This window comes from Nocardia sp. NBC_00416 (assembly GCF_036032445.1).
Taxonomy (GTDB): Bacteria; Actinomycetota; Actinomycetes; order Mycobacteriales; family Mycobacteriaceae; genus Nocardia.
In genome coordinates this window covers 2,215,115-2,240,974 of the sequence record NZ_CP107932.1, presented here as the reverse complement: position 1 = coordinate 2,240,974, position 25,860 = coordinate 2,215,115, and the positions used below count along the sequence as shown (strand labels likewise).

Here is a 25,860-nt window from a genome sequence, read left to right as displayed (position 1 = left end):
TCCGGGGAATTCTCCGAGCTCCGGCAGAAAGCGCCGTCGAGCAATTCGGCCAGTAGCACTACCACGCCGGTCGCGGCCGTCACGGCGCCGAAACTCAGCAGAATATGCCGCGTCAGCCCCTGGTGGAAGACGTCCCACGGGTCGAGCCCCACCGCCGCGCGGATCATCACGGCCATCGAGAATCCGTACAGCCAGAGTCCGGCGAAAAGTGCGGCGAGACGGCGGATCATGCGATGAGCATCCCGGCCACTGGTATTCGAGTGCATAGCCAAGCGACTATTACTGGACTTGTTCATCGAGGCCGGTCGACTCGCCTTTCCGGGGTTTACCGGTGCCCGCCTCCCACTTCCATTGCGCTACTGGGTCGCCCCGGTTTCCGGGGGGTGGATCTCGTGTCCGGCGCGCCGGTGAGCGAAACGCCGCCACCGGTTGCGGGTCGCGCGGACGGTGTGCATACACTGTGCGGCGCAGGCGTTATAGCTATTTGCTCTTAAGCGTGTCCGATGGCAGGGGTTCGGACGCCGCTTCGACGTAGACGAAGTCGTACACAGGCAATTCCGAGCAGGTGCAGGGGGCTGATTCTGCTGTCCTCCGGTGCCTCCGAGTCTGAGCGAGAGGGTAGAGGATGAATCTGAAGTCAGCCACCACTGCCGACGATCTGGACCTGATCCCGCTGTCGAGGGCGCAGTACAGCATGTGGCTGGCCGACAATCTGCCGGGCAGGCCCGCGGTCAATATCGCGCACTACGTCGAAATCGAGGGCGCGATCGATTACGACGTGCTGGTCGAGGCCATCAACCTCGCCGGCCGGGAGACCGAATCCCTCGTCGTCCGGGTCGTCGAGTTCGACGGCCGCCCCTACCAATTCGTCGATCGCAGCATCACCTACACCGAGCCCGTGCTGGACTTCGCCGCCGCGGCGGATCCGTTCGCCGCGGCGATGGAGTGGATGCGCCGGGACTACAACACCAAGGCGGTCGATCTCGCCCACGATCGGCTCAGCGCGTCGCGGCTCATCAGAATCGGCGCGGACCGCTACCTCTGGTACGCCCGCGCGCATCACCTCGTGATCGACGGCTACGGCGCGTTCAACTGCATGAACCGGGTGACCGAGCACTACAACGCCCTGCTCGAGGGGACACAGCCGCCACCGCTGATCGCGGCGAGCCTGCGCGATATCGCCGAGGCCGAGCGTGCGTACCGGGCCGGGCCGCGGCTGGAATCCGACCGGGCGTACTGGCGCGACAAGGTCGCGGATCTGCCCGGCGCGGCGAGCCTGTCGGGTCGTACCGCCCGGTGGAGCGAGACCGATCAGGTGGCCGGTCGGCAGCTTCCGGATCGGCTGTCGGAGTCGCTCGATCGTTTCGCCGAGGAGCTGCACGCCTCACCCGCGCAGATCGTCGTCGCCGCGTTCGCCGCGTTCCTCGCCCGGATGACCGGGACCGATGACGTGGTGTTGTCGATGCCGGTCAGCGGCCGGGTGACGCGGCGGCTGCGCCATGCCGCGGCCATGCTGGCGAATATGGTGCCCATCCGATTCGCGGTGGATCCGACCACCACGGTGGAGCAACTGGTCCGCGCGTCGGTGTCCGAACTCGTCTCGGCCATTCGCCACCAGCTCTACCGATTCGAGGATCTGCGCCGCGATTCGAATGCGGCCGACGCGGCCGCCAATTCGTTCGGCCCGGTGGTCAACATTCTGTTCTTCGACTCCGAGATCCGCCTCGGATCCGCCGTCGGCCGCTATCGCGCACTCACCTCGGGCGCCCTCGACGATATGCAGCTCAACCTGTACCGGCCGGGCGCCGACGGGCCGCTGCTGCTCGAACTGCACGGCAACGCCAACCTGTACAGCCAGGACGAACTCGAGCTCCACACGGGGCGTTTCGTCGAATTCCTGCAGCGGCTGATGGAGTCGCCGCTGGACACCCCGGTCGTCGCGATTCCGCTGGTGGACTCGGCCGAAGAGCAGCGCATCGTCGGGGAGCTCGCGGGCCGCGATGGCACGGCTACCGGCGAGACCCTGGTGGACCAGCTCGCCCGGCAGGCCGCGGCCACGCCCGACGCCGTGGCGGTGAGCGACGGTAGGACCACGCTCACCTATCGCGAGCTCGACGAGCGGTCCAACCGGTTCGCCCGCGCACTGATCGCGCGCGGCGCCGGGCCGGAATCGCTGGTGGCCATCGCGATGCCGCGGGAGACCGATCTGGTCGTCGCCGCGCTGGCGGTGCTGAAATCCGGCGCGGGATACCTGCCGTTGGACACCGCCCATCCGGCCGACCGGCTCGCCTATGTGCTGAACGACGCCGATCCGGTCCTCGTCGTGACCGACCGGGCGGCGCGGGACCTGATCCCCGGCGACCCCGGCCGCATGGTGCTGTTCGACGATCATCCGGCCGCGGCGGGAGCCGGCACCCCGGTGACCGATGCCGAGCGCACCGGTCCGGTGCGCCCCGACAACCTCGCCTACGTCATCTACACGTCCGGATCCACCGGCCGGCCCAAGGGAGTGCCGATAAGCCATCGCGCCGTCGCCGCCTACCTGGTGAGCGCCGGGGCGGAGAGCGGTGTTCGGCCCGGAGACGTATGGACGCTGTTCCACTCGTTCGCGTTCGACTATTCCGTGTGGGAGATATTCGGGCCCTTGGTCTCCGGCGGCCGCATCGTCGTCGTGGACACCCGGACCACCCGGTCGCCCGACGATGTCGTACGCCTGGCGGCGCGCGAGAAGGTGACGGTCTTCAACCAGACCCCGTCCGCCTTCCAGCAGTTCGCGGCGGCCCGTGAACGCTACGCGTCCGCGGGCGAACCCGACGGGGAGCTCGCGTTGCGCACGGTCATCCTCTCCGGCGAACGTCTCGATCCGGCGAGCCTGAGCGGTTGGTACGAGCACAACCCGCGGACGCCGGTGCTGGTCAACAGCTACGGCATCACCGAGACCACGGTCTTCGTCACGTATCTGCCCCTGACGCCGGATATCGCGGTGCCCGGTGCGCCGAGCGCGATCGGCCCGGCGCTGCCGGGGTTGCGCACCTATGTCCTGGACGACCGGTTGCGGCCCGCGCCGCTGGGCGCCTGGGGCGAGATCTACGTCTCGGGAGCTCAATTGTCCCGCGGCTATCTCGGCCGGCCGGCGCTGAGCGCGGCCCGCTTCGTCGCCGACCCGTTCGGTGCCGCGGGCGAGCGGCTCTATCGCAGCGGCGACGTGGCACGGTGGAATCACCAGGGCGAGCTGGAGTACCGCGGCCGCGCGGATCAGCAGGTCCAACTGCGTGGTTTCCGGATCGAACTCGACGAGATCCGCACTGTGCTGCTGACCGACAGTACGGTCGCGACAGCGGTGGTCACGGTGCACCGTCCCGATACCGCGGCGGCCCGGCTGGTCGCCTATGTGGTGCCCGCCGCCGGCGCAACCTGTGCCGGTGAGGCGTTGCGCGCGCACGTGTCCGCGATGCTGCCGGAGTACATGGTGCCGGCGAGCATCGTCGTCCTGGCCGATCTGCCGCTGACGGTCAACGGCAAGGTCGACCATCGGGCACTGCCGGAGCCGGTATTCGATTCGGTCGCGGTGTATGTGGCGCCGAGCACGGTGGTCGAGGAGACGATCGCCGATGTGTTCGCCGAGGTGCTGGGAATCGAGCGGGTCGGTGTTCTCGACCATTTCTTCCAGCTGGGCGGCAATTCGCTCACCGCGACCAGCGCCGCGGTCCGGATCGCGGAACTGACCCGCTGCGATGTCTCGGTACGCGATCTGTTCGGCAAACCGACCGTCGCCGAACTCGCCGCGCAGATCATGGCCGGGCACCGTCCGAGCCGGCGGGCCCTGCGCGCCGAGCCGCGAGTAGACCCGATACCGCTGGCACCGGCACAGAACCGCATGTGGCTGCTCAATCAGGTCGATCCGGCCTCCGCGGCCTACAACATCCCGCTGGTGGTACAGCTCACCGGACGGCTCGACGCCGCGGCCCTGCGCACCGCCCTGACCGATGTCCTCGACCGGCACGAGGCGCTGCGCACCGTCTATCCCGCGGTGGACGGGGTGGGGACGCAGGTCGTGCTGGCGGCCGCGGACGTCGTCGCGGATCTCGACCTGACACCCGCGCCGACCGATCCGGACGAATTCCACCAGCGGATACGCGATCTGGCGTCCCGGGGATTCGATGTGAGTGCGCGCCCGCCGATCCGGTGCGCGCTGCTCGCCTCCACCGACCGCCGCCGCCATGTCCTGGCCGTGGTGCTGCACCACATCTGCTGTGACGGCGCGTCCCTGCGGCCGCTGGCGGCCGATCTCGCGACCGCCTACGAGGCACGGGTGCAGGGCAAGACGCCGGACTGGCAGTCACTGCGGGTCCAGTACGCGGACTACAGCATCTGGCATCGCGCACTGCTCGGCGACGAAACCGATCCGGACTCTCCGGCGGCCCGGCAGTTGGATTACTGGACAGCGCAATTGGCCGGTAAGCCGCCGGTGCTGGAGCTGCCCGCCGACCGTGCGCGTCCGGCGCGGCGGTCCACGGCCGGCGGTCTCACCGAGACCGTGATCCCGGCCGAGGTGTTCGCCGGGATCGAACGGCTGGCGCGGGCCGCCGATGTCACGACCTTCATGGTGGTCCACGCGGCGCTGGCCGTACTGCTCGCCCGGCTCTCGGGGTCCTCGGACATCACGATCGGCACTCCGGTCGCGGGTCGCGGTGAGCACGCGCTGGAACCGCTCGTCGGAATGTTCGTCAACACGGTGCCGCTGCGCACCGAGGTGCCCGCCGGCGAATCGTTCACCGCATTCCTCGCACGAATCCGCGCTATCGATATCGACGCCTTCGCCAACAGCGATCTGCCCTACGAACGCGTCGTGGAGGAGATCGAGCCCCGGCATTCGGCGGCACACGCACCGCTGTGCCAGGTGTACCTCGCTTTCGAGAACATGGACCGCCCGAGCCTGGAATTGCCCGGGCTCACGGTGGAGATCCTGGACCCGGGGCCGCAACCGGCGAAGGTCGACGTGATCGTCACCGTCGCCGAGAACACCGCCGGCGGCGGCGATATCGCCCTACGGATCGACTACGCGAAGGATCTGTTCGATCCGGGAACGGTCGGCGAACTGGCCGCGCGGCTGAATCGGGTGCTCGCGGCGGTGGTGTCGGATCCGCAGACACCGGTGGCCGCGGTGGATGTGCTGTCGAGCGCCGAGCGGACCGAGCTGGTACCGGCCTCGGGCGGCCCGGCCGAACCGCCGCGCGTGCTGGCCGCCGTGCTGTCGGCGCGGGACACCGAGGCGGTGGCGGTGCTCGCAGGGGACCGCGCGGTGTCCTACGGTGTGCTGGACGCCCGGTCGAACCGGATGGCGCGCGAGCTGATCGATCGGGGAATCGGGCCGGGAGACCATGTCGCGCTGGTGATGACCCGCTCGATCGAGTTCATCACCGGTATCTGGGCGGTGACCAGGACCGGTGCGGCGTTCGTCGCGATCGATCCGCGGAACCCGGCCGAACGGGTCGCGCTGATGACTGCCGACGCCGGGGTCGAGGTCGCGGTGACGGTGGCGGCCACCCGGACGTTGCTGCCCGGGTCGGTCCGGCAGTTGGTCCTCGACGATCCGGAAACCCGTGACGCGATCGCGGCGCGATCCGCGGCCGCGGTCACCGACGCGGATCGACTGCGCCCCAGCCGTATCCGGGATACCGCGTACGTGCTGTACACCTCGGGGTCGACGGGCATCCCCAAGGGCGTCGCGGTGACGCACGAGGGATTGGCGAATTTCGCCGCCGAGCAGCGCACACGCTACCGGGTCGACAGATCCTCGCGGGTGCTGCAGGTGGCGGCGCCCGGGTTCGACGCGGTCGTGCTCGAAGTGCTGATGGCGCATGCCAACGACGCGACACTGGTCGTCTCGCCACCGGAAGTCTTCGCGGGGCCGGAGTTGGCGGAACTGATCCGGACGCAGCGGGTCTCGCACGCGTTCGTGACCCCGAGTGTGCTGGCGACCATGTCGCCCGACGGTCTGGAAACGTTGCGGGTGCTGGTGGCCGGCGGCGAGGCGGTATCGGCGGAGACGGTGGCGGTCTGGGCGCCCGGCCGGGAACTGTTCAACGGGTACGGCCCGACCGAGACCACGATCATGGTCGCCATCAGTGACCCGCTGTCGGTAGGGGAGCGGGTCACCATCGGCGGTCCGATCCGCGGTGTCGGGGCTCTCGTGCTCGACAGCGCCCTGCGGCCCGTACCGGTCGGGGTGACGGGGCAGCTGTACATATCCGGCGTGCAATTGGCGCGCGGATACCTGAACCGGCCGGGCGCCACCGCCACCACCTTCGTCGCGCACCCGTACGGTCCGGACGGCGCCCGGATGTACCACACCGGCGACCTCGCCCGCTGGACATCGGACGGCACGCTGGAGTACGCCGGTCGCACCGACTTCCAGGTCAAGATCCGGGGACAGCGGATCGAACTCGGCGAGATCGAAGCCGTCCTCGCCGGGCACCCCGAGGTGACGGTCGCGCTGGCGGTGGGCGTGCCGTCCGAGTACGGCACGCGGCTGGCCGCCTACGTGGTGGCGGCGTCCGACGTCGACACGACGGAACTGTTGGGCCACGCCGCGCAACGGCTGCCCGCGCATATGGTCCCGGAAACGGTGGTCGTCCTCGATGCGCTGCCGCTGTCGGCGGTGGGGAAGATCGACCGTGCGGCCCTGCCCGCCCCGGTGTTCGGCACCGCTGCCACGGAATTCGTCGCGCCACGGGACGCCGCCGAGCAGACGGTCGCCGACGTGTGCGCGGCCGTGCTGGGTGTCGAGCGCGTCGGCGCCTTCGACAATTTCTTCGAGCTGGGCGGCAATTCGCTGTCGGCCACTCGGGCGGTCGCACAGCTGGGCGCCGCGTTCGGGGTGGATGTCGCGCTCCGGACGATATTCGACGCGCCGACCGTCGCGGTCCTGGCGCAGCGGCTGCGCACGAGCGACACCACCGGCCGGGAACCGCTCGCGCCGCAGGAGCGCCCGGACCGCATTCCGCTCTCGCCCGCCCAGACACGTATGTGGTTCCTCAACCAGTTCGACCCCGACTCCGCGGTGTACAACATTCCGCTGGTCGTCCAGCTGTCCGGTGACCTCTATGTGGCGGCCATGCGCACGGCGCTCGCCGATGTCCTCGACCGGCACGAATCGCTGCGTACCCGGTACCCGGACAGCGACAGCGGACCACACCAGCTGATCGTGCCGACCGAGGCGGTGCGACCGCCGCTGGTGCCGGTGGAGGTCGCGGCGCACGAGGTGGCGGATCGGGTGGCCGCGGCGGCCGCCGCCGGGTTCGACGTCACCCGCGAGGTTCCGTTCCGGATCATCCTGCTGCGCAGCGCACCCGACGAGCACACCCTGGTGCTCGTCGTCCACCACATCGGCTTCGACGGGTCCTCGCTCGCGCCCCTGGCCGCGGATCTCATGGCCGCGTACCGGGCCCGGACTCTGCACGAGGCGCCGGGGTGGACACCGCTGCCGGTGCAGTACGCGGATTACACGCTGTGGCAGCGCACGCTGCTGGGCAGCGAGGACGACCCGCACAGCCGGACGACCGCGCAGACGGAGTACTGGCGTTCGGCTCTCGCCGACCTGCCGGAGGTGCTCGATCTGCCCACCGATCGGCCGCGCCCGGCGCAGCAGACCTTCCGCGGCGCCACGGTGTCGACGACACTGCCCGCCGATCTGCATCGCGCGGTGGCCGCGCTGGCCCACCGGCACGACGCGACCGTGTTCATGGTCATGCACGCCGCCTATGCCGCGCTGCTGGCGAGGCTGTCGGGCACCGGTGACATCGCCGTGGGCACCCCGATCGCCGGGCGCGGCGAGCCCGGACTCGACGGACTTATCGGTATGTTCGTCAACACCCTGGTGCTGCGCACGCGCATCGAGCCCGGCGCGACGTTCACCGGAGTCCTCGATCAGATCCGGGCCGCGGATCTGGCCGCCTTCGAGAACGCCGATATCCCGTTCGAGCGGCTCGTCGAGGTGCTGAACCCGCCGCGCTCGACGGCGCACTCGCCGTTGACCCAGGTCGGTTTCTCGTTCCAGAACATCGATATCCCCACCGTGCGATTCGACGGCCTGACGGTCACCGCCCGGATGGCCGACCCGAGTGTGGCGAAATACGATCTGCATCTGAACCTGGTCGATTCGCTGACCCCGGACGGCGAACCCGGCGGAATGACAGTCGAATTCGGCTTCGCCACCGACCTGTTCGACGAGGCGACGGTCGTTTCGATCTTCGACCGCTACCTGCTCCTGCTGCGGGCGGTCGTCGCCGATCCCGCCGGCGCCGTCGGGGATATCGACCTGCTGACCGCATCCGAGCAGCGGGAGCTGGAAACGCGGTCGTACGGGCGCCGCACCTCGGTATCGCCCGCGACGGTCCCGGATCTGTTCGCCGCGCAGGTGCGGACCACACCCCGGCACACCGCCCTGATCGACGCCGAAAGCGGCGCTTCGCTGGACTACCGGGAGTTCGGCGACCGGGTGAATCGCGCGGCCCGTGCGCTGATCGGGCGCGGGGTGGGCCCGGGGACGGTGGTCGCCGTCGCGATGCGCCGATCGGTCGATCTGCTGACCGCGCTGTACGCGATCCACGCCGCCGGTGCGGCCTATCTGCCCCTGGATCCCGAACATCCGGCCGAACGGGTGCGCGCGATACTCGCCGCGGCGGGCGCGAGCGCGGTGCTCACCCGCGCCGTCGACGAGGCCGACCTGCCCGGCGAGGTACCGGTCTGGTCTGCCGCGGAGCTCGACGGGGACGATCCCGCACCGGTGACCGACGCCGACCGGATCCGGACCCTGCATCCCGACGACCTGGCCTACGTCATCTACACCTCGGGCTCGACGGGTGAGCCGAAGGGCGTGGCCGTCCCGCATGCCGCGGTGGTGAATCAGCTCCGGTGGATGCGCGATCACTACGAGCTCGACGCCTCCGACGTGATGCTGTGGCGGACACCGGTGACCTTCGACCTCTCGGTATGGGAGCTGTTCTGCGCGTCGACCTGCGGCGCGGCCCTGGTGGTCGCCGGGCCCGACGCCCACCGCGATACCGATACCGTCGCGCGGCTGCTGGCCGACCATCGGATCACCACCGTCGATTTCGTCCCGTCGCTGCTGGCCGCGTTCCTCGCGTCGCCGCAACGCCGCGCACTGCCGGACCTGCGCCGCGTCCTGTGCATCGGTGAGGCGCTGCCGGCCGAGACCGCCCGGCGGTTCACCGAGTTCAGCGGTGCGCGAATCGACAATCTGTACGGACCGACAGAGGCGGCGGTCAGCGTCACCGCACACCGGATCGAGGCCGTGGACGGCGTCACGGTGCCCATCGGCGTGCCCGAGGCCGATGTCGTGGTTCGTGTCCTGGACGCGCGGCTGCGTCCGGTTCCGCCCGGCGTGACCGGGGAGCTCTACCTGGGCGGTGTCCAGCTTGCCCGGGGATATCACGAACGCCGGGCCCTGACTGGTGCGGCATTCGTCGCCGATCCGCTGGGGACGCGGGGCGACCGCCTTTACCGCACCGGCGATCTGGTGCGCTGGGATGCCGCGGGCAGTCTGCGTTATATCGGCCGCGCCGACTCCCAGGTGAAACTGCGCGGCCTGCGCGTCGAACTCGGCGATATCGAAGCCGCGCTGGTGGCACACGCCGAGGTGGCGGCCGCCGTCGCGCAGGTGCGCACCGACCACGGCGAGCAGCGCCTGGTCGCCTATGTGGTCGCCGGGGCAGCCGTCGACAACGCGGGGATCCGGAGCTTCCTGCTGGAGCGGTTGCCCGCCTACATGGTTCCGGCGTCGGTGATCAGGATCGACGCGATCCCGCTCACGGCGAACGGCAAGGTCGACTATCGGGCGCTGCCGGCGCCGGATCCGAGTTCGCGCGAGGCCGAGTACCGGGCTCCGCGGGGTCTGGTCGAGCAGACCGTGGCCGGGGTCTTCGGCGAACTCCTGGAACTGCCGGAGATCGGTGCCCAGGACAATTTCTTCGAGCTGGGCGGGAATTCGCTGCTGGCCACCCGCGCACTGAGCCGGATCGGCGATATCCTCGAGGTCGCCATCGCGGTGCGCGTGATCTTCGAGGCGGCCACGGTCGCCGATCTCGCCGACCGGATCACGCGGCTGCGGGCGGTCCCGAACCTGCCCGCGCCCACACCACGGCCACGCCCGGAGCGGGTTCCGCTGTCCTTGGCGCAATCACGCATGTGGTTCCTCAACCAATTCGATCCGGAAGCCACGGGATACATCGTGCCGCTGGCGATCCGGCTCGACGGCGCCCTCGACCTCGGGGCGCTCACGGCGGCGGTCGGCGATGTGGTCGAACGGCACGAGAGTCTGCGGACCGTGTATCCCGCCGTCGACGGCAACCCCGTCCAGATCGTGCTGGCCGCCCGCGACGTGGTCGCGGGCCGGGAGCTCACCCCGGAGGCGGTCGGCGAACGCGAACTGCCGGGCCGGTTGTCCGAGTTCTTCCACCGCGGATTCGACGTGGCGAAGGAGGTGCCGCTGCGTATCGGGCTGTACCAGCTCTCGGATCAGGCCTGGGTGCTGGCCCTGGCCGCGCATCACATCAGTTGCGACGGATACTCGGTGGCTCCGCTGGCCGCCGATCTGGTGACGGCCTATCGGGCGCGATCCGGTGACCATCGGCCGGAATGGGCGCCGCTGCCGGTGCAGTTCGCCGACTACGCGATCTGGCAGCGCGAGGTGCTCGGGCGCGCGGACGACCCGGAGTCGCGCGGTGCGCGCGATATCGCCTACTGGCGTACGCAGCTCGCGGGGATACCGGAGCTGCTCGAGTTGCCGGCCGATCGGCCGCGGCCTAACGAGCGGTCCCAGCGCGGCGCGGTCGTCGAGGTCGCGATCTCGGGTGAGTTGCACGGCCGGATCCGGGCACTGGCACAGCGGGCCGGCGCCACCACGTTCATGGTGGCCCATACGGCGCTCGCGGTGCTGCTGTCCCGGCTGTCCGGCAGTGCCGACATCACTATCGGAGTGCCGCATGCGGGGCGCGGACACCGGTCGCTGGACGGTCTGGTCGGGATGTTCGTCAATACGCTGGTGATGCGCTCCCGGATCGCACCGGACCGCAGTTTCCGGGAGCTGCTCGACGAGGTGCGGCGCACCGATATCGAGGCCTTCGACCATGCGACGGTGCCGTTCGAGCAGCTGGTGGAAGCGCTCAATCCGGCGCGCTCCACCTCCCACACGCCGCTGTTCCAGGTGATGCTCGCCTATCAGAACATGGCTCGGGCCCGAGTCGAACTCCCCGATCTCAGCATCGAGAACATCGATCCGGGCGATAGCGCCGCTATCTACGACCTGCTGCTGATGATGACCGAGGAGCACGGCACGCGCCATGAACCGGTCGGCATGACCTTGCGCCTCACCTACGCCGCGGACCTCTTCGACGAGGACACCGTCCGGCGCTTCGCCGCGCAGTTCGTGCGGGTACTCGACGCCGCCGCCGCCGACGCCGGGTCGCCGGTGGGCGCGGTCGAACTACTGGATCCCGCGGACCGGCAACTGATGCTGGAGCAGTGGAGCGGGATCACCGGTCCCGCCGCGCCGGGAAGGACGCTTGTCGATCTCTTCGACGAGCAGGTCGCCCGGACCCCGGAGCTGCCGGCATTGTGCGGCCCCGACGGCGCCCTCTGGACGTATCGGGAATTCGACGCGGGTGTCAACCGGCTCGCCCGCTGGCTCATCGGCTGCGGCGCCGGGCCGGAAACGACGGTCGCGGTGGCGATTCGACGGTCCGCGGATCTGATCACCGCGCTGTACGCGGTGGTCAAGACCGGCGCGGCCTTCCTCCCGATCGACCCGGAGCATCCGAGTGCGCGGATCGCCCAGGTACTGGACGCGGCCCGGCCGCTGCTGGTGCTCACGACCTCCGGCGACGACAACGGCCTGCCCGCCGGTTGTGCCTCGGCGCGGATCGATCGTCTCGACGTGACCGGGCAGTCCGGCGATCCGATCACCGATGCGCAGCGGCGATCGCCGCTGCGGCCCGGCAATATCGCCTATGTCCTGTTCACCTCCGGCTCCACCGGCGTTCCGAAGGGTGTCGCACTGACCCATGCCGCCACGGCGAGTCAGCTGGCGTGGGCGCAGGAGCAGTGGCCGCACGGCGAGTCCGACGCGGTGCTGTTCAAGACGCCGATCACCTTCGATATCGCGGTATGGGAGTTGTTCTGGCCGTTGCAGACCGGTGCGCGGATCGTCATCGCGGAACCGGACGGGCACCGTGATCCCGGGTATCTGGCGCGCGCCATCGCCGAACACGGAATCGGCACCGTGCATTTCGTACCCTCGATGCTCGACGTCCTGCTCGACACCACCGGCCTCCGATTGCCCTCCGTCCGGCGGGTGTTCGTCGCGGGCGAAGCGCTGGCCCAGCGGACGATCGATGCCGCGGCCGGGGTGTTCGCGAACGCCGAAGTGGTGAACTGGTACGGCCCGGCCGAGGCGGAGGTCGTCACGGCATATCGCGGCCGGCCGGGGGCCACCACCCGCGTGATCGTGCCGATCGGCACCCCGGTGCGCGGTATGCGGGTCTACGTCCTGGACCCCCGGTTGCGGCCGGTGCCGGTCGGGGTGGCCGGCGAGCTGTACGTATCGGGTGTCCAGGTGGCCCGGGGTTACGCGGGGCGCTCCGGTCCGACCAGCGCCGCCTTCGTGGCCCACCCGTTCGGTGAGCCGGGTGAGCGGCTGTATCGCACCGGCGACCTGGTGCGCTGGACCGGAACCGGCGAACTGGAGTATCTGGGCCGCGGCGACTTCCAGGTGAAGGTCCGCGGCCAGCGGGTGGAGCCCGGCGATATCGAGGCGGCGTTGTGCGCGCTCCCGGAGGTCGCCCGGGCTGTCGCCGTCGCGACGTCGGAACGGATCGTCGCGTACGTGACGCTCGTCCCCGGCGCGGCGATGGACGGCCGCGCCGTGCGCGACCGGCTGGTCCGGTCGCTGCCTGCCTATCTGGTCCCCGCCGCCGTGCAGGTGCTGGACGCCCTGCCGCTCACGGCCAACGGGAAGCTGGACCGTGCGGCACTGCCCCGGCCGGTGTTCGACGACGAGACCGAGTTCGTGGCGCCGCGCACCGAGCGCGAAACCGTGCTGGCCGAACTCGTCGGCGCCGTCACCGGCGCCGAACGGGTGAGTGTCACGGCGAATCTGTTCGAGATCGGGCTCAATTCGCTGTCCGCGGCCCAGCTCGCGGCGCGCGCCGAGGTCGCGCTCGGCCACGAGGTCGGCATTCGCGATATCTTCGACGCGCCCACCGTCGCGGACCTGGCCGAGCGGATCGCCACTCGGCCCCGGCGTGCGGCGGTCGCGCCGGGTCCGCGGGTCCGCCCGGCGGTGATTCCGCTGGCGACAGCCCAGCGGCGGATGTGGTTCCTCAACCAGTACGACACCGATTCGGCGGCCTACAACCTCTGCTTCGCGGCCAGGTTGACCGGTCCACTCGATATCGATGCACTGCGCGCGGCATTCCTGGACGTGGTGATCCGGCACGAGCCGCTGCGGACGGTGTATCCGGCCGTGGACGGCGAACCGTCCCAGGTCGTGCTGGATGCCCCGGCGGCACCGGAGAATCTGGTGCCGGACCCGGAACCGGTCGCCGACGAGGCCGACCTGGCCGAGCGGATCCGGCAGGCCGCCGGAACGGGTTTCGACGTAGCCGTGTCCGCACCGATACTGACCAGGTTGTACCGCACGGTCTCCGGTACGCATGTGCTCGTCCTGGTGGCTCATCACATCGCGGCCGACGGCGCCTCGATGGCGTCGCTGGCCCGCGATGTGTTCACCGCGTACGAAGCGCGGGCCCGGCGCGACGCGCCGCACTGGGAACCACTCGCGGTGCAGTACGCCGATTACGCACTCTGGCAGCGGGAGGCGCTCGGCGCGGAAGACGACCCGGAATCACTGGTCTCGCAGCAGATCGCCTACTGGACCGAGACCCTCGGCGACGCTCCGGAACTGCTCGAACTGCCCACCGACCGGCCGCGTCCCGCCACCGTGTCCACGGCCGGCGGCAGTGTTCGCTTCGATATCCCGGCGCGCGTGCACGACGATATCGTCCGGCTGGCCCACGCCGAGGGTGTCACCGTGTTCGTGGTGCTGCACGCGGCGTTGGCGATCCTGCTGGCACGCACCGCGCACAGCGACGACATCTCGGTGGGCACCCCGGTGGCCGGCCGGGGCCACGAGGTGCTCGACGACCTGGTCGGCATGTTCGTCAACACCGTGGTGCTGCGCACCCGGGTGCACGAGGACCGATCGTTCCGCGACCTGCTCGCGCAGGTGCGCGCGGTCGACGTCGACGCGCTCGCGCACGCCGACGTTCCCTATGAACGGCTGGTCGATGCCCTGGACCGCACCCGGTCGACGGCGTACACGCCGCTCTACCAGGTGATGTTCGGCTTGCAGAATGTGCGGGAGGCCCGGTTCGAGCTGCCCGGTATCGGGATCGACATCCTCGACCCCGGTATCGCCCAGGCCAAGACCGACCTCACCGTGCTCTTGCACGAACAGCACGACGGGGCACGACCGGCCGGCATCGCGGGCGAACTCGTCTACGCCACGGATCTTTTCCGGGGTTCGACGGCGCAAGCGTTCGCCGACCGGTTCGTGCGGGTGCTCAGGGCGGTCATCGCCGACCCGGCCGCGGCCGTGAGCGCCGTCGACCTGCTCGGCGCGACAGAATCACGGGATCTGGTCCCGGCCAGTGGCGGTGCCGCGACGCCCTCGTGCCTGCTGCCGCACCTGTTGGCCGCGGCCGTGGAGATGGACCCGGCGGCCATCGCGCTGATCGGCGAGTCCGAAACCCTCACCTACGCCGAGCTCGACCAGCGATCGGACCGGCTGGCCGCGCATCTGCTCGCCCGCGGTGTGGGCCGGGGAGTGTATGCGGCACTGGCCGTGCCACGGTCGGTCGACTATCAGATCGCCATGTGGGCGATCACGAAGACCGGCGCCACGTTCGTTCCGGTGGATCTGCGCTATCCCCGCGAGCGGATAACCCATATGGTCGCCGATTCCGGAGCCGCACTCGGTATCACGATCGAATCCGCGCGGCCGGCTCTGCCGGACGGAATCCCGTGGCTGGTACTCGACGAGCCGGGCACGGCCGCCGAGATCGCGGCGCATCCCGGGCATCCCGTCACCGCCGCCGATCGTGCGGGAACACGGGTCCGGGACGCGGCCTACGTGATCTACACGTCGGGTTCGACCGGGACACCGAAGGGCGTCGTGGTCACCCACGAGGGACTGGCGAGTTTCGCCGCCGCGCAACGGGACCGTTACCGAGTCGAGCCGGCGTCGCGGGTCCTGCACGTGGCGGCGCCCGCCTTCGACGCGGTACTGCTCGAGGCCTTGATGGCGTGTGCGGCCGGTGCGTCCCTGGTGGTGTCGCCGGCGGAGGTCTTCGGGGGTTCGGAGCTGGCGCAGCTGATCCGCGCTCATCAGGTGTCGCACGCGTTCCTGACACCTAGTGTGCTGGCGACGGTGTCGCCCGCCGATCTGGAATCGGTCCGGGTGCTGGCCGTCGGCGGCGAGATGGTGTCGGCGGATCTGGTCGCCACCTGGGCGCCCGGACGACAGCTGCACAATATCTACGGGCCGACCGAGACGACGATCGTGATCACCATGAGTGAACCGGTTCGGTCCGGGGCCGTCATCGATATCGGCGGTCCGATCCCCGGCGCGCAAGCTCTCGTGCTGGACGCGCGGTTGCGGCCGGTGCCGGTCGGGGTGGCCGGTGAGCTCTACCTCGCCGGAGACGCCCTGGCACGCGGGTACCTGAATCGTCCCGCCCTGACCGCGGGCGCGTTCGTGGCGAACCCCTACGGTGGCTTCGCGTCCCGGATGTATCGCACCGGCGATATCGTCCGCTGGACGGGTCGGCGCGCACTGGAATACGTCGGCCGCAGCGATTTCCAGATCAAGATCCGCGGTCAGCGGATCGAGCTCGGCGAAATCGACGCCGCATTGGTCGCGCTGCCCGGGGTGGCCTCGGGGGTCACCGTGAACCGTCCCGGACCGGACGGCCGATCCCGGCTCGCGGCCTACCTCGTCGGCGAATCCGGCGCGGATGTCGCGCCGCGCGCGGTGCTGGATCATCTCGCCGATGTCCTGCCCGCCCATATGTTGCCCACGACGATCACCGTGCTCGACCGGATGCCGCTCTCCTCGACGGGCAAAGTGGACCGGAAGGCGCTGCCGGAGCCGGACTTCGACCTCGGTGACGACGAAGTGGTCGCCCCCGCCTCCGAGCTGGAGCGCACCATCGCCGCTGCTTTCGCGGATGTCCTCGGTGTGGCATCGGTCGGCGCGACGACGTCGTTCTTCACCCTGGGCGGCGATTCGATCATGTCGATCCAGCTGGCGTCCCGGCTGAAGTCCGCCGGGATCGTCCTGCGGGCTCGCGATATCTTCGAACGCAAAACCGTGCGGGCGCTGGCGCAGGTCGCCGGGGCCGCGACCCAGGTGTCGCTCCCGGAACTGTCCGGCGGTGGGGTGGGTGAGATCCCGCCTACGCCGATCGTGGCCTGGTTCGGCGAGCGGCTCGGTGCGGCGAATCGGTTCGCGCAGTCGATGCTGGTCCGTTTGCCGGGTGACGCGTCTGTCGCCGATGTGGCCGCGACCGTGCAGGCGGTGCTGGACCACCACGATATGCTCCGCTCGCGGCTGCGGGACGGCCGCCTCGAGGTCTTGCCGGCGGGGGCGGCCGGTGCGCTGGACGCGGTCTCCGTGCGTACCTTCGGGGCCGCCGAGGCGCCCGGTACCGACGGTTTCACCGCGCTCGCCGAGACGGCGTTGCGGACGGCCTCCGATCGTCTCGATCCGGCCGGTGGCCGGATGCTGCAGGTCGTATGCCTGCTGCCGGAGTCGGGGGTCGACGCCGAGGGCCGCGCTCTTCTCGTGATCCACCACCTCGCCGTCGACGGCGTGTCGTGGCGGATCCTGCTCCCCGATTTCGCCACCGCATGGCAGCAGATCACCCAGGGCGGCGTCGCCGGGCTTCCGGCGCAGGGCACCTCCATGCGGCGCTGGGCGCATGCGCTGAACGCCGCCGCCGCCGAACGCGGCGCCGAGCTCGAGTTGTGGGCGCGGATGGGTGCGGCGGCGGATCCGCTGCTCGGGCGGGCCGCGCTCGATCCGGCGGTCGACACCCAGTCGACGGTGCGGCACCTGACGTTGTCCGTCGCGGCCGAGGACACCGCGGCTCTGCTCGACGCGGTACCCGAAGCCGTGCGCGGCAACGTCGACGACGCCCTGCTCGCCGGACTGACGGTTGCGTTGACGCGCTGGCGCGCCCGGCGCGGCCACCGCCACGCCGGGATGAAAGTGCTGTTGGAGGGCCACGGGCGGGAAGAGCAACTCGCCGCCGGCGCGGACCTGGCCCGCACCGTGGGCTGGTTCACCAATGCCTATCCCGTTGCGCTCGAACTGAGCGAGGCGGACGCCGGTGACCCGCGCGCGGCGGTGAAGTCGGTGAAGGACCAGCTGCGCGCGATCCCCGACAAGGGAATCGGTTACGGCCTGCTGCGCTATCTGAACACCGACACCGGCCACCGGCTCGCGGCCGCCCCGGAGCCGCAGATCAGTTTCAACAATCTCGGCCGGGCGGGTGTCGACCTCACCGCGCTGGCGGGTGTCGCGTGGGTGCCGACCGGCGAGGAGTTCGATCGGCGCGCGGCGTTCGACCCGGATATGCCCGCGGCGGCGGCGATCACGATCGATGTGCACATCGTGGACACTCCGGCGGGCCCCGGTCTGTCGGCGCATATCGGTTACGCCTCGCGGTTGTTCGGCCACGAGGAGGTCGCCGAACTCGCGGCGGGATGGGTGGAAGCGCTGGGCGAGATCGGCGTCGCCGCCCGCGCGGAGCGCGACTGGGGACTGTCCCGGGCCGATGTGCCGCTCGTCGAGGTCACCCAGTCCGATCTGGACTCGTTCGCCGACCGATACGGACCGCTGACCGATGTGTGGTCGCTGGCGCCACTGCAGGCGGGGCTGCTGTTCCACGCCGAATTCGCCGCGGGTGAACTCGACGTCTACACAGCGCAATCGGTGCTGACCCTGGCCGGTGTCGTCGACGAGGCCCGGCTCGAACGCGCCGCGCGCACCGTGCTGGCCCGGCATCCCAACCTGCGCGCCGCCTTCACGCGCACCGCCGACGGTGTTCCCGCACAGGTGGTTCCCGCGCTGGCCGCGTTGCACTGGGACAGCGTCGATCTGTCCGGCGACCCCGATGCACTGGACGGGCTGATCGAAACCGAGCGAGCGGTGGTGTTCGATCCCGCCGATCCGCCGCTGCTGCGATTCCTCGCCGTGACCGTCGGACCCGGTGATTTCCGGCTGGTGCTGACGGCCCACCACCTGCTGCTCGACGGCTGGTCGTTGCCGTTGCTGTGCCGGGAGCTGATCGGGCTGTACGCGGTGGGAGATCGTGCGGACCTGCTGCCGCCGGCACCGTCGTATCGCGACTATCTGGAATGGCTCGACCGACGCGACCACGACGCCGGCGTACGGGTGTGGCAGGAGGCCCTGGGCGATATCGCCGAACCCACGCTGATCACCGACCCGCAAATCGCGACCGTCGCCGAGATCCCGATCGATCTGCCGATCGTGTTCGACCGGGCCGTGACCCGACAGCTGGTGGAATTCGCCCGGGCCCGCGGCGTGACCATGGCCACGATCGTGCAGTTCGCCTGGGCAGTGGTCCTGGGCAACCTGCTCGGCGCCGAACGGGTGGCCTTCGGCAGCACGGTCTCCGGCCGGCCCGCCGACCTGCCGGACGTGGAGTCGATGATCGGCCTGTTCATCAACACCGTTCCGGTCGTCGTCGACGTCGGCCGGGACCGGACCGTCGCGGATGCGCTGACCGGTCTGCAGGCGGACAACACCCGGCTGCTCGAACATCACCATCTCGAACTGTCGCAGATCACGGCGGCCGCGCGCACCCCCCAGCTGTTCGACACCCTGGTCGTGTTCGAGTCCTACCCGGTCGACAGCAGCGGGCTCGGTGACACCGATATCGACGGTATGCGGGTGGTCGCGGCCGAGGGCCGCGACGCCGCGCACTATCCGCTGATGGTGCAGGCCCATCAGACCGACGCATTGCACGTCCGGGTCCGTTATCAGCGGGCTCGGGTGGACGACGCCACGGCATCGGGGCTCGCGTCGCGTCTCGGCACGGTGCTGCGCGCCCTGAGCACCGCCGCGGGAACCCGGTTGGGCGCGTTGGATCTGCTGACGCCCGACGAACGGTCGGAGCTGGTACCGGCCGTGCGCGGATGCGCCGAGGCGCCGCGTTCGCTCGCGGAGCTGCTGGCGGTGGGTGCTGCGGTGAATCCCGCGGCGGCGGCGCTGATCTCGGGCGAACGGACAGTGTCCTATGCGGAACTGGACGCGTGGTCGAACCAGGTGGCGCGGCAGCTGATCGACTGGAGTGTGGGTCCCGGCGACAATGTCGCGCTGGCCGCGCCGCGATCGGTGGAGTTCATGGTCGGTCTGTGGGCGGTGACCAAGGCGGGAGCCGCGTTCGTCCCCATCGATTCGCGTAACCCCGCCGAGCGGGTGGCGCTGATGGTCGAGCACGCCGATGTCCGGGTGGCGATCACCACCGGCGGCTCGCCGGATCTGTTGCCCGATACGGTCCGTCCGCTGGTTCTCGACGAGCCGCGCACGAGCGAGTCGATCGCGGCACTCTCGGCGGATCCGGTGACCGATGCGCAGCGGGCGCGGACCCCGCATATCCGGGATACGGCCTACGTGCTCTACACCTCGGGATCGACCGGAACGCCCAAGGGCGTCGCGGTCACCCATGAGGGGCTGGCGAGTTGCGCGGCCGAGCAGCGGGACCGATTCGGCATCGACCGCGCCGCGCGAGTGCTGCAGGGTTCGGCGCCCGGGTTCGACGTCATGGTGCTCGAAGTGCTGCTGGCGCATACGAACGGCGCGGTCTTGCTATTGCCGCCGCCGGAGGTGTACGCGGGTGCCGAACTCGCCGAATTGATTCGCATCCAGCGGGTATCGCACGCCTTCGTTACGCCGACCGTGCTGGCGACGATGTCGCCGGCGGGTATGGAAACGCTCCGGGTGCTGGCCGCCGGGGGTGAAGCGGTGACCCCGGAAACCGTCGCGGTGTGGGCGCCGGGCCGGCGCCTGCTCAACGGCTACGGCCCGACCGAGACCACCATTCTGGCCTGTATGAGCGAGTTGGATCCCGGCGCCGACGTGACCATCGGCAGTCCGGTCCGCGGCGTCGAGGCACTCGTCCTGGACCCGTGGTTGCGGCCGGTGCCGCCCGGAGTGGTGGGCGAGCTGTACCTCGGCGGGCTGCAACTGGCGCGTGGGTATCTCAACCGTGTCGCCATGACAGCGGTCGCGTTCGTGGCGAATCCGTTCGGTGCGGTGGGCTCGCGGATGTACCGCACCGGTGACCTGGTGCGATGGAAGCCCGACCACACGCTGGAATACCTCGGCCGCAGCGATTTCCAGGTCAAGATCCGCGGGCAGCGGATCGAACTGGGCGAGATCGAGAGCGTGCTGTCCGCACAGCCCGGTATCGAGCGCGCGGTGGTCGTGCTGCGCAAGGACGACCGGGGTCTGGACCGGCTCGCCGGCTATCTCGTGGGCGCCGGCGAGGTGGATCTCGACGCGGTGCGAGCCGCCGCCCGCACGCAGTTGCCGGTGCATATGGTGCCCGATGTGTTCACGGTGCTCCCGGCGCTGCCCCGCACCACCAGCGGCAAACTGGATCGCCGGGCGCTGCCCGCACCCGCATTCGATTCCGGCCGGGAGTGGGTGGCTCCGCGGACAGCGGCCGAACTCTGTGTCGCGGAGGTCTTCGCGCGGGTCCTGGACGTGGAGAAGGTCGGCGCGACGGACGGCTTCTTCGAGCTCGGCGGCAATTCACTGTCGGCGACGCGGGTGGCCGCGCAGTTGAGTGCCGCGTCCGGCGTCCGGGTCGGTGTCCGGGAGCTGTTCGAGGCGCCGACGGTCGCCGAACTCGCCGCGACCCTGGCCGGCCTCGGCGGCGACAGCCGGGCTCCGCTGGTCGCGGGCCCACGGCCGGCGCTCGTTCCGCTGTCCCCGGCGCAGCAGCGTATGTGGTTCCTCAACCAGTTCGATACGGCGGTGGGCGCGTACAACATTCCGCTGGTCATCCGGTTGCGGGGCGAACTCGATGTCCAGGCGCTGCGCCACGCGTGTGCTCTGGTCATCGAGCGGCACGAATCGCTGCGCACCAAGTTTCCGGTAAACGGCGGCACTCCGCACCAGGTCGCGGTCGGCGTCGCCGAGGTCGCGCCGGAACTGATCCCGATTCCGGTCGACGAGGACCAGCTGATGGACCGGGCGCTGGCCGCGGTCTCCACCGGTTTCGATGTGACCCAGGCGCCGCCGCTGCGTATCGAACTGTTCGAACTCGGCGCCGGGGATCATGTTCTGCTGATCACGGTGCACCACATCTGCGCCGACGGGCAGTCGATGCTGCCGCTCGCCCGCGATGTGGCGACGGCGTACCTGGCGAGCAGGCAGGGGACGGTCCCGGCGTGGCCGGCGCTGCCGGTCCAGTACGCGGATTACGCGTTGTGGCAGCACGAGATACTCGGCGCGCCCGATGATCCGGACTCGCTGGTGTCCCGGCAGTTGCGTTTCTGGGAGCAGACTCTCGCCGGGCTGCCCGAACTGCTCGAGCTGCCCACGGACCTGCCCCGGCCGCCGGTGGCGTCGCTGCGCGGCCGGGCCGTCGAGTTCGAAGTCTCTGCGGATCTGCACACCCGGATCGGCGCGGCGGCCCGCGCGGGCAACGCGACCGCGTTCATGGTGCTGCACGCCGCGCTGTCGATCCTGTTGTCGCGACTGTCCGGAGTCGGCGATATCGCGGTCGGCACTCCGGTGGCCGGGCGCGGAGTCCGTGAACTCGACGATCTGATCGGGATGTTCGTCAACACGCTGGTGCTGCGTTCGCAGGTGGCGCCGCGGCAGACCTTCGCCGAGCTGCTGGCCGCCACCCGGGAAAGCGACCTGGCCGCTTTCGGGCACGCGGATGTGTCGTTCGAACAGGTCGTGGAGGCCTTGAATCCGCCGCGGTCGACCGCGCATCTGCCGCTGTATCAGGTGACGTTGGACGTCCAGAACCTGAGCAAGGCCGCGGTGCGTCTGCCCGACCTGAGTGTCGAGCCGGTTGAGAACGGCTTCGACCAGGCGCAGGCGGATCTGAACGTGAAACTGGCCGAGCAGTTCGACGACCACGGCCGTCCGGCCGGGATGGTGGGCCGCCTGACGTTCGCGACCGACCTCTTCGTCGAGGAGACGATGACGCGGTTCGCGCAGGCCTTCGTGCGCATCCTCGAGGAGGTGACATCGGATCGGGACGTGGTCGTCGGCGATATCGATCTGGTGGATCCGGCGCAACGCCGGGCGCTGTTGGGCGCGGCCGGGCACGACGGCGCCGAGATCGCGGAGACGACTCTCGCGGAGCTGTTCGCCGCCCGGGTCGCGGCCGATCCGGAGGCGATCGCGGTGACCGACGGTGTGTCGACGTTGACCTACGCGGAGCTGGATCGGCGGGCCGCCCGGCTGGCCGTGCGGCTGGCCGCGCACGGTGTCGGGCCGGAATCGCTGGTCGCGGTGGCGCTGCCACGTTCGGTCGATCTGGTCGCCGGCCTGCTCGCGGTGGTGCGGGCCGGGGCCGGATATCTGCCGCTGGATGTGACCTATCCCGCGCAACGGCTGCGCTTCGTCGTCGAGGACGCACACCCGTCGGCGGTGCTGGCCTCGGCGGCGACGGCCGCCGCGGTGCCCGCGTATCCGGCTCCGATAGTGCTCGTCGACGACTGCGTGGCCGGCGACGGCGACGACGGTGGTCCGGCCGGGCCGTCCCCGCGGCCGGACAATATCGCATACGTGATCTACACCTCGGGGTCCACGGGCCGTCCGAAGGGGGTGACGGTCAGCCATCGCGAAGCGGTCACCCTGTTCACCAATGCGGCCGGCCGATTCGAATTCGGTCCCGGCGATGTGTGGACGATGTTCCATTCCTACGCCTTCGATTTCGCGGTGTGGGAGATGTGGGGCGCGCTGCTGACCGGTGGTCGGCTGGTCGTGGTCGACCACGATGTGTCGAGGTCTCCGGAGGCGTTCGTCGAACTCGTCGACCGGGAACGGGTGACCGTCCTCAGCCAGACACCGTCGGCCTTCTACGGGTTCGCCGAGGCGGAGCGGGAGCGGCGGGAATCCGGCCGTGGCACCGCCGAACTCGCGCTGCGGTACGTCGTCTTCGGTGGTGAGGCTCTGGACGCGGCGCGGCTGTCCGGCTGGTTCGCGGCCCACGCCCCGGGATCACCGCGGCTGATCAATATGTACGGGATCACCGAGACCACCGTGCACGTGACGCTCGGCGAGATCAGCGGGGCGAAGGTCGCGGGGATCGGATCGCCGCTGCCGGGCATGCGGGTCTATGTGCTCGACGAGCGCCTGCGGCCGGTTCCGATCGGCGTCGCCGGAGACATCTACGTCGCCGGTGGGCAGCTTTCCCGGGGATACCTCGGAGCTCCGGGGCTGACGTCGAGCCGATTCGTGGCGAACCCCTTCGAACCGGACGGGATGCGGCTGTACCGGTCCGGCGACCTCGGCCGCTGGCGGGTATCGGCGCACGGGCTCGAACTGCGCTACGCCGGTCGCGCCGACGCCCAGGTCCAGTTGCGCGGTTACCGCATCGAACTGGGGGAGGTCGAATCGGCGCTGCTGCGTCATCCCGCGGTGATACGGGCCGCCGCGGCGGTGCACCTGCACGAGCGTGGGGTCGAGCAGTTGATCGGGTACGTGGTCGCCGCCGAGGGACAATCGGTGAATCCGGCGGACATCCGAGCGGCGGCCGCGGAGGTGCTGACGAGCTATATGGTGCCCGCGACGGTCGTGGTGCTGCCCGACCTGCCGTTGACCGTCAACGGCAAACTCGACCGGAAAGCGCTGCCCGCCCCCGATTTCGCCCCGGCCGGCAAGGAATTCGTCGCGGCGGGGACCGAGGCGGAGAAGGCGATCAGCGATGTGTACGCGCAGATCCTCGGCGTCGAGCGGGTGGGCATCACCGACGGCTTCTTCGACCTGGGCGGCAATTCGCTGCTGGCCACCATGGTGGTGACCGAGTTGCGCACGCGGGGGGTGACCATCGCGCTGCCGTGGATGTTCGACGACGCCACCCCGCGGGCACTGGCCCGCCGGGTCGAGGACGCGGAGGGCGGATCCGGCCTGCAGGTGCTGCTGCCGCTGCGGACCGGTGGATCGAAACCGCCGCTGTTCTGCGTGCACCCGGCCGGCGGACTGGCGTGGTTCTACGGCGGCCTCGTCGAGCATGTGCACGACGATCGGCCGATCTACGGGCTGCAGGATCCCCATGTCGTCGCGGGGGAGTCCCGCGCAGAATCGGTGGAGCAGCTGGCCGAACGCTATGTGACCGAGATCCGCCGAGTGCAGCCCGAGGGTCCCTACCATCTGCTGGGATGGTCGCTGGGCGGACAGATCGCGCACGCCGTCGCGGTCCGGCTGCAACGCGGCGGCGCCGCGGTGGGGCTGCTCGCCGTGCTGGACAGCGCGGTCGGTGCTCCCGGCGAGGCGGGTGCGGCGGCTGCCGCCGACGTACCCGATCGTCTGCCGGGCCGGTTGATGGCGGATCTGCTCGGCGGCTGGCGGGAGCTGTTCGCACTCGGTGACGATGTGCAGGCCGATACCGCCGAAGCGGCGTGGGCCGTCGTCCGTGAACAGGTGATCGGCACCGCGATGTTCACCGCCGAACAGGTCGACCGGGTCATGTCGAGCTTCGAGACCTCGGCCGAGATCGCCGACCGCTACCGGCCGGGGCAGTTCGACGGTGACCTCCACTTCTTCACCGCGGGCCGAGATCACGCCGACCACGATTCGCTGGCGCGAATATGGCGTCCCTATGTGACCGGCGAGATACACAACCGGGTCGTCGATGCCCGCCACCTCGAGATGAGCCATCCGGATGCACTGGCCGTTGTCGGATCGGTAATAGAAAGGGTCGCGAACGAATGCTGAACACTCTTCAGACGCTCAAGCTCGACGATGGCAGAGTCGTCACCTGCCCGAGTCCCGCGGAGGCCCGGTTTCTGTGGGGCGAGATCACGGCGGAGCCGGGTTTCTACCGGCGGGCCGCCGCCAGGTTGCGCCCCGGGGACATCGCACTCGATATCGGCGCGAACATCGGGCTCAGCGCGATGCTGTTCGCCGCGGCGTGCCCGGGCGCCCGAGTGATCGCGGCAGAGCCCGTTCCGGTGACTTTCCAGTGTCTGGAACGCAATATGTCCGCCTTCGTCCCGGACGGTGTCCCGCTGCGCGTCGCGGTCGGGGCCGCGCCCGGCGTCCTCCCGCTCACCTGGTACCCGCAGGCTCCGGCCAATTCCGGTCTCTATGCCGACCGCGACGAGGACGATGCCGCGACCAGAACGTTCCTTCGCAACAGCGGCCTCGACGATGAGGCCATCGCGATGATCACGGCGGGCCTGCACCAGGGTGAGCAGATCGAGGTCGACGTCACCACGGTGTCGGCGATATTGGACGAGCACGGGCCCGACGCCGAGATCGGTGTCCTCAAGGTCGATGTCGAGCGGGCCGAACTGGATGTGTTGCGGGGAATCGCCGCCGCCGATTGGCCCCGGATCCGCACCGTCGTCGCGGAGGTGCACGACAGTGCCGATCGGTTGGCGCAGGTCGACGAATTACTGAGCGGCCGGGGTCTTTCCGCGGAGATCCGCCAGGATCCGAGTCTGCGCGGTACCGATATCTACGAGGTGTACGCCGAGAGGAAGGGGTGAGGAGGGTCCCGG

General features: G+C 70.1%; 2 protein-coding genes and 1 pseudogene. 2 read left to right on the top strand and 1 reads right to left on the bottom strand.

Features of this window, described 5'->3' with window-relative positions:
• Window positions 1-50 precede the first annotated feature (50 nt).
• Window positions 51-230 (bottom strand): annotated as a pseudogene (locus OG804_RS08970) (hypothetical protein); the annotation flags it as partial.
• Window positions 231-625: 395 nt separating this feature from the next.
• On the opposite strand from OG804_RS08970, the gene OG804_RS08965 reads away from it, so the two are divergent.
• Both OG804_RS08965 and OG804_RS08960 read left to right on the top strand, forming a co-directional pair.
• Window positions 626-25,072 carry a non-ribosomal peptide synthetase gene (locus tag OG804_RS08965; RefSeq protein WP_328395806.1) on the top strand — a complete coding sequence of 8,149 codons (24,447 nt, stop codon included), beginning with the start codon at window positions 626-628 and terminating at the stop codon, window positions 25,070-25,072.
• Complete coding sequence (locus OG804_RS08960; protein ID WP_328395804.1) at window positions 25,066-25,848, top strand: FkbM family methyltransferase; 783 nt, start codon at window positions 25,066-25,068, stop codon at window positions 25,846-25,848. Before OG804_RS08965 ends, OG804_RS08960 begins: the two co-directional genes overlap by 7 nt.
• The last annotated feature ends 12 nt before the right edge of the window (window positions 25,849-25,860 follow it).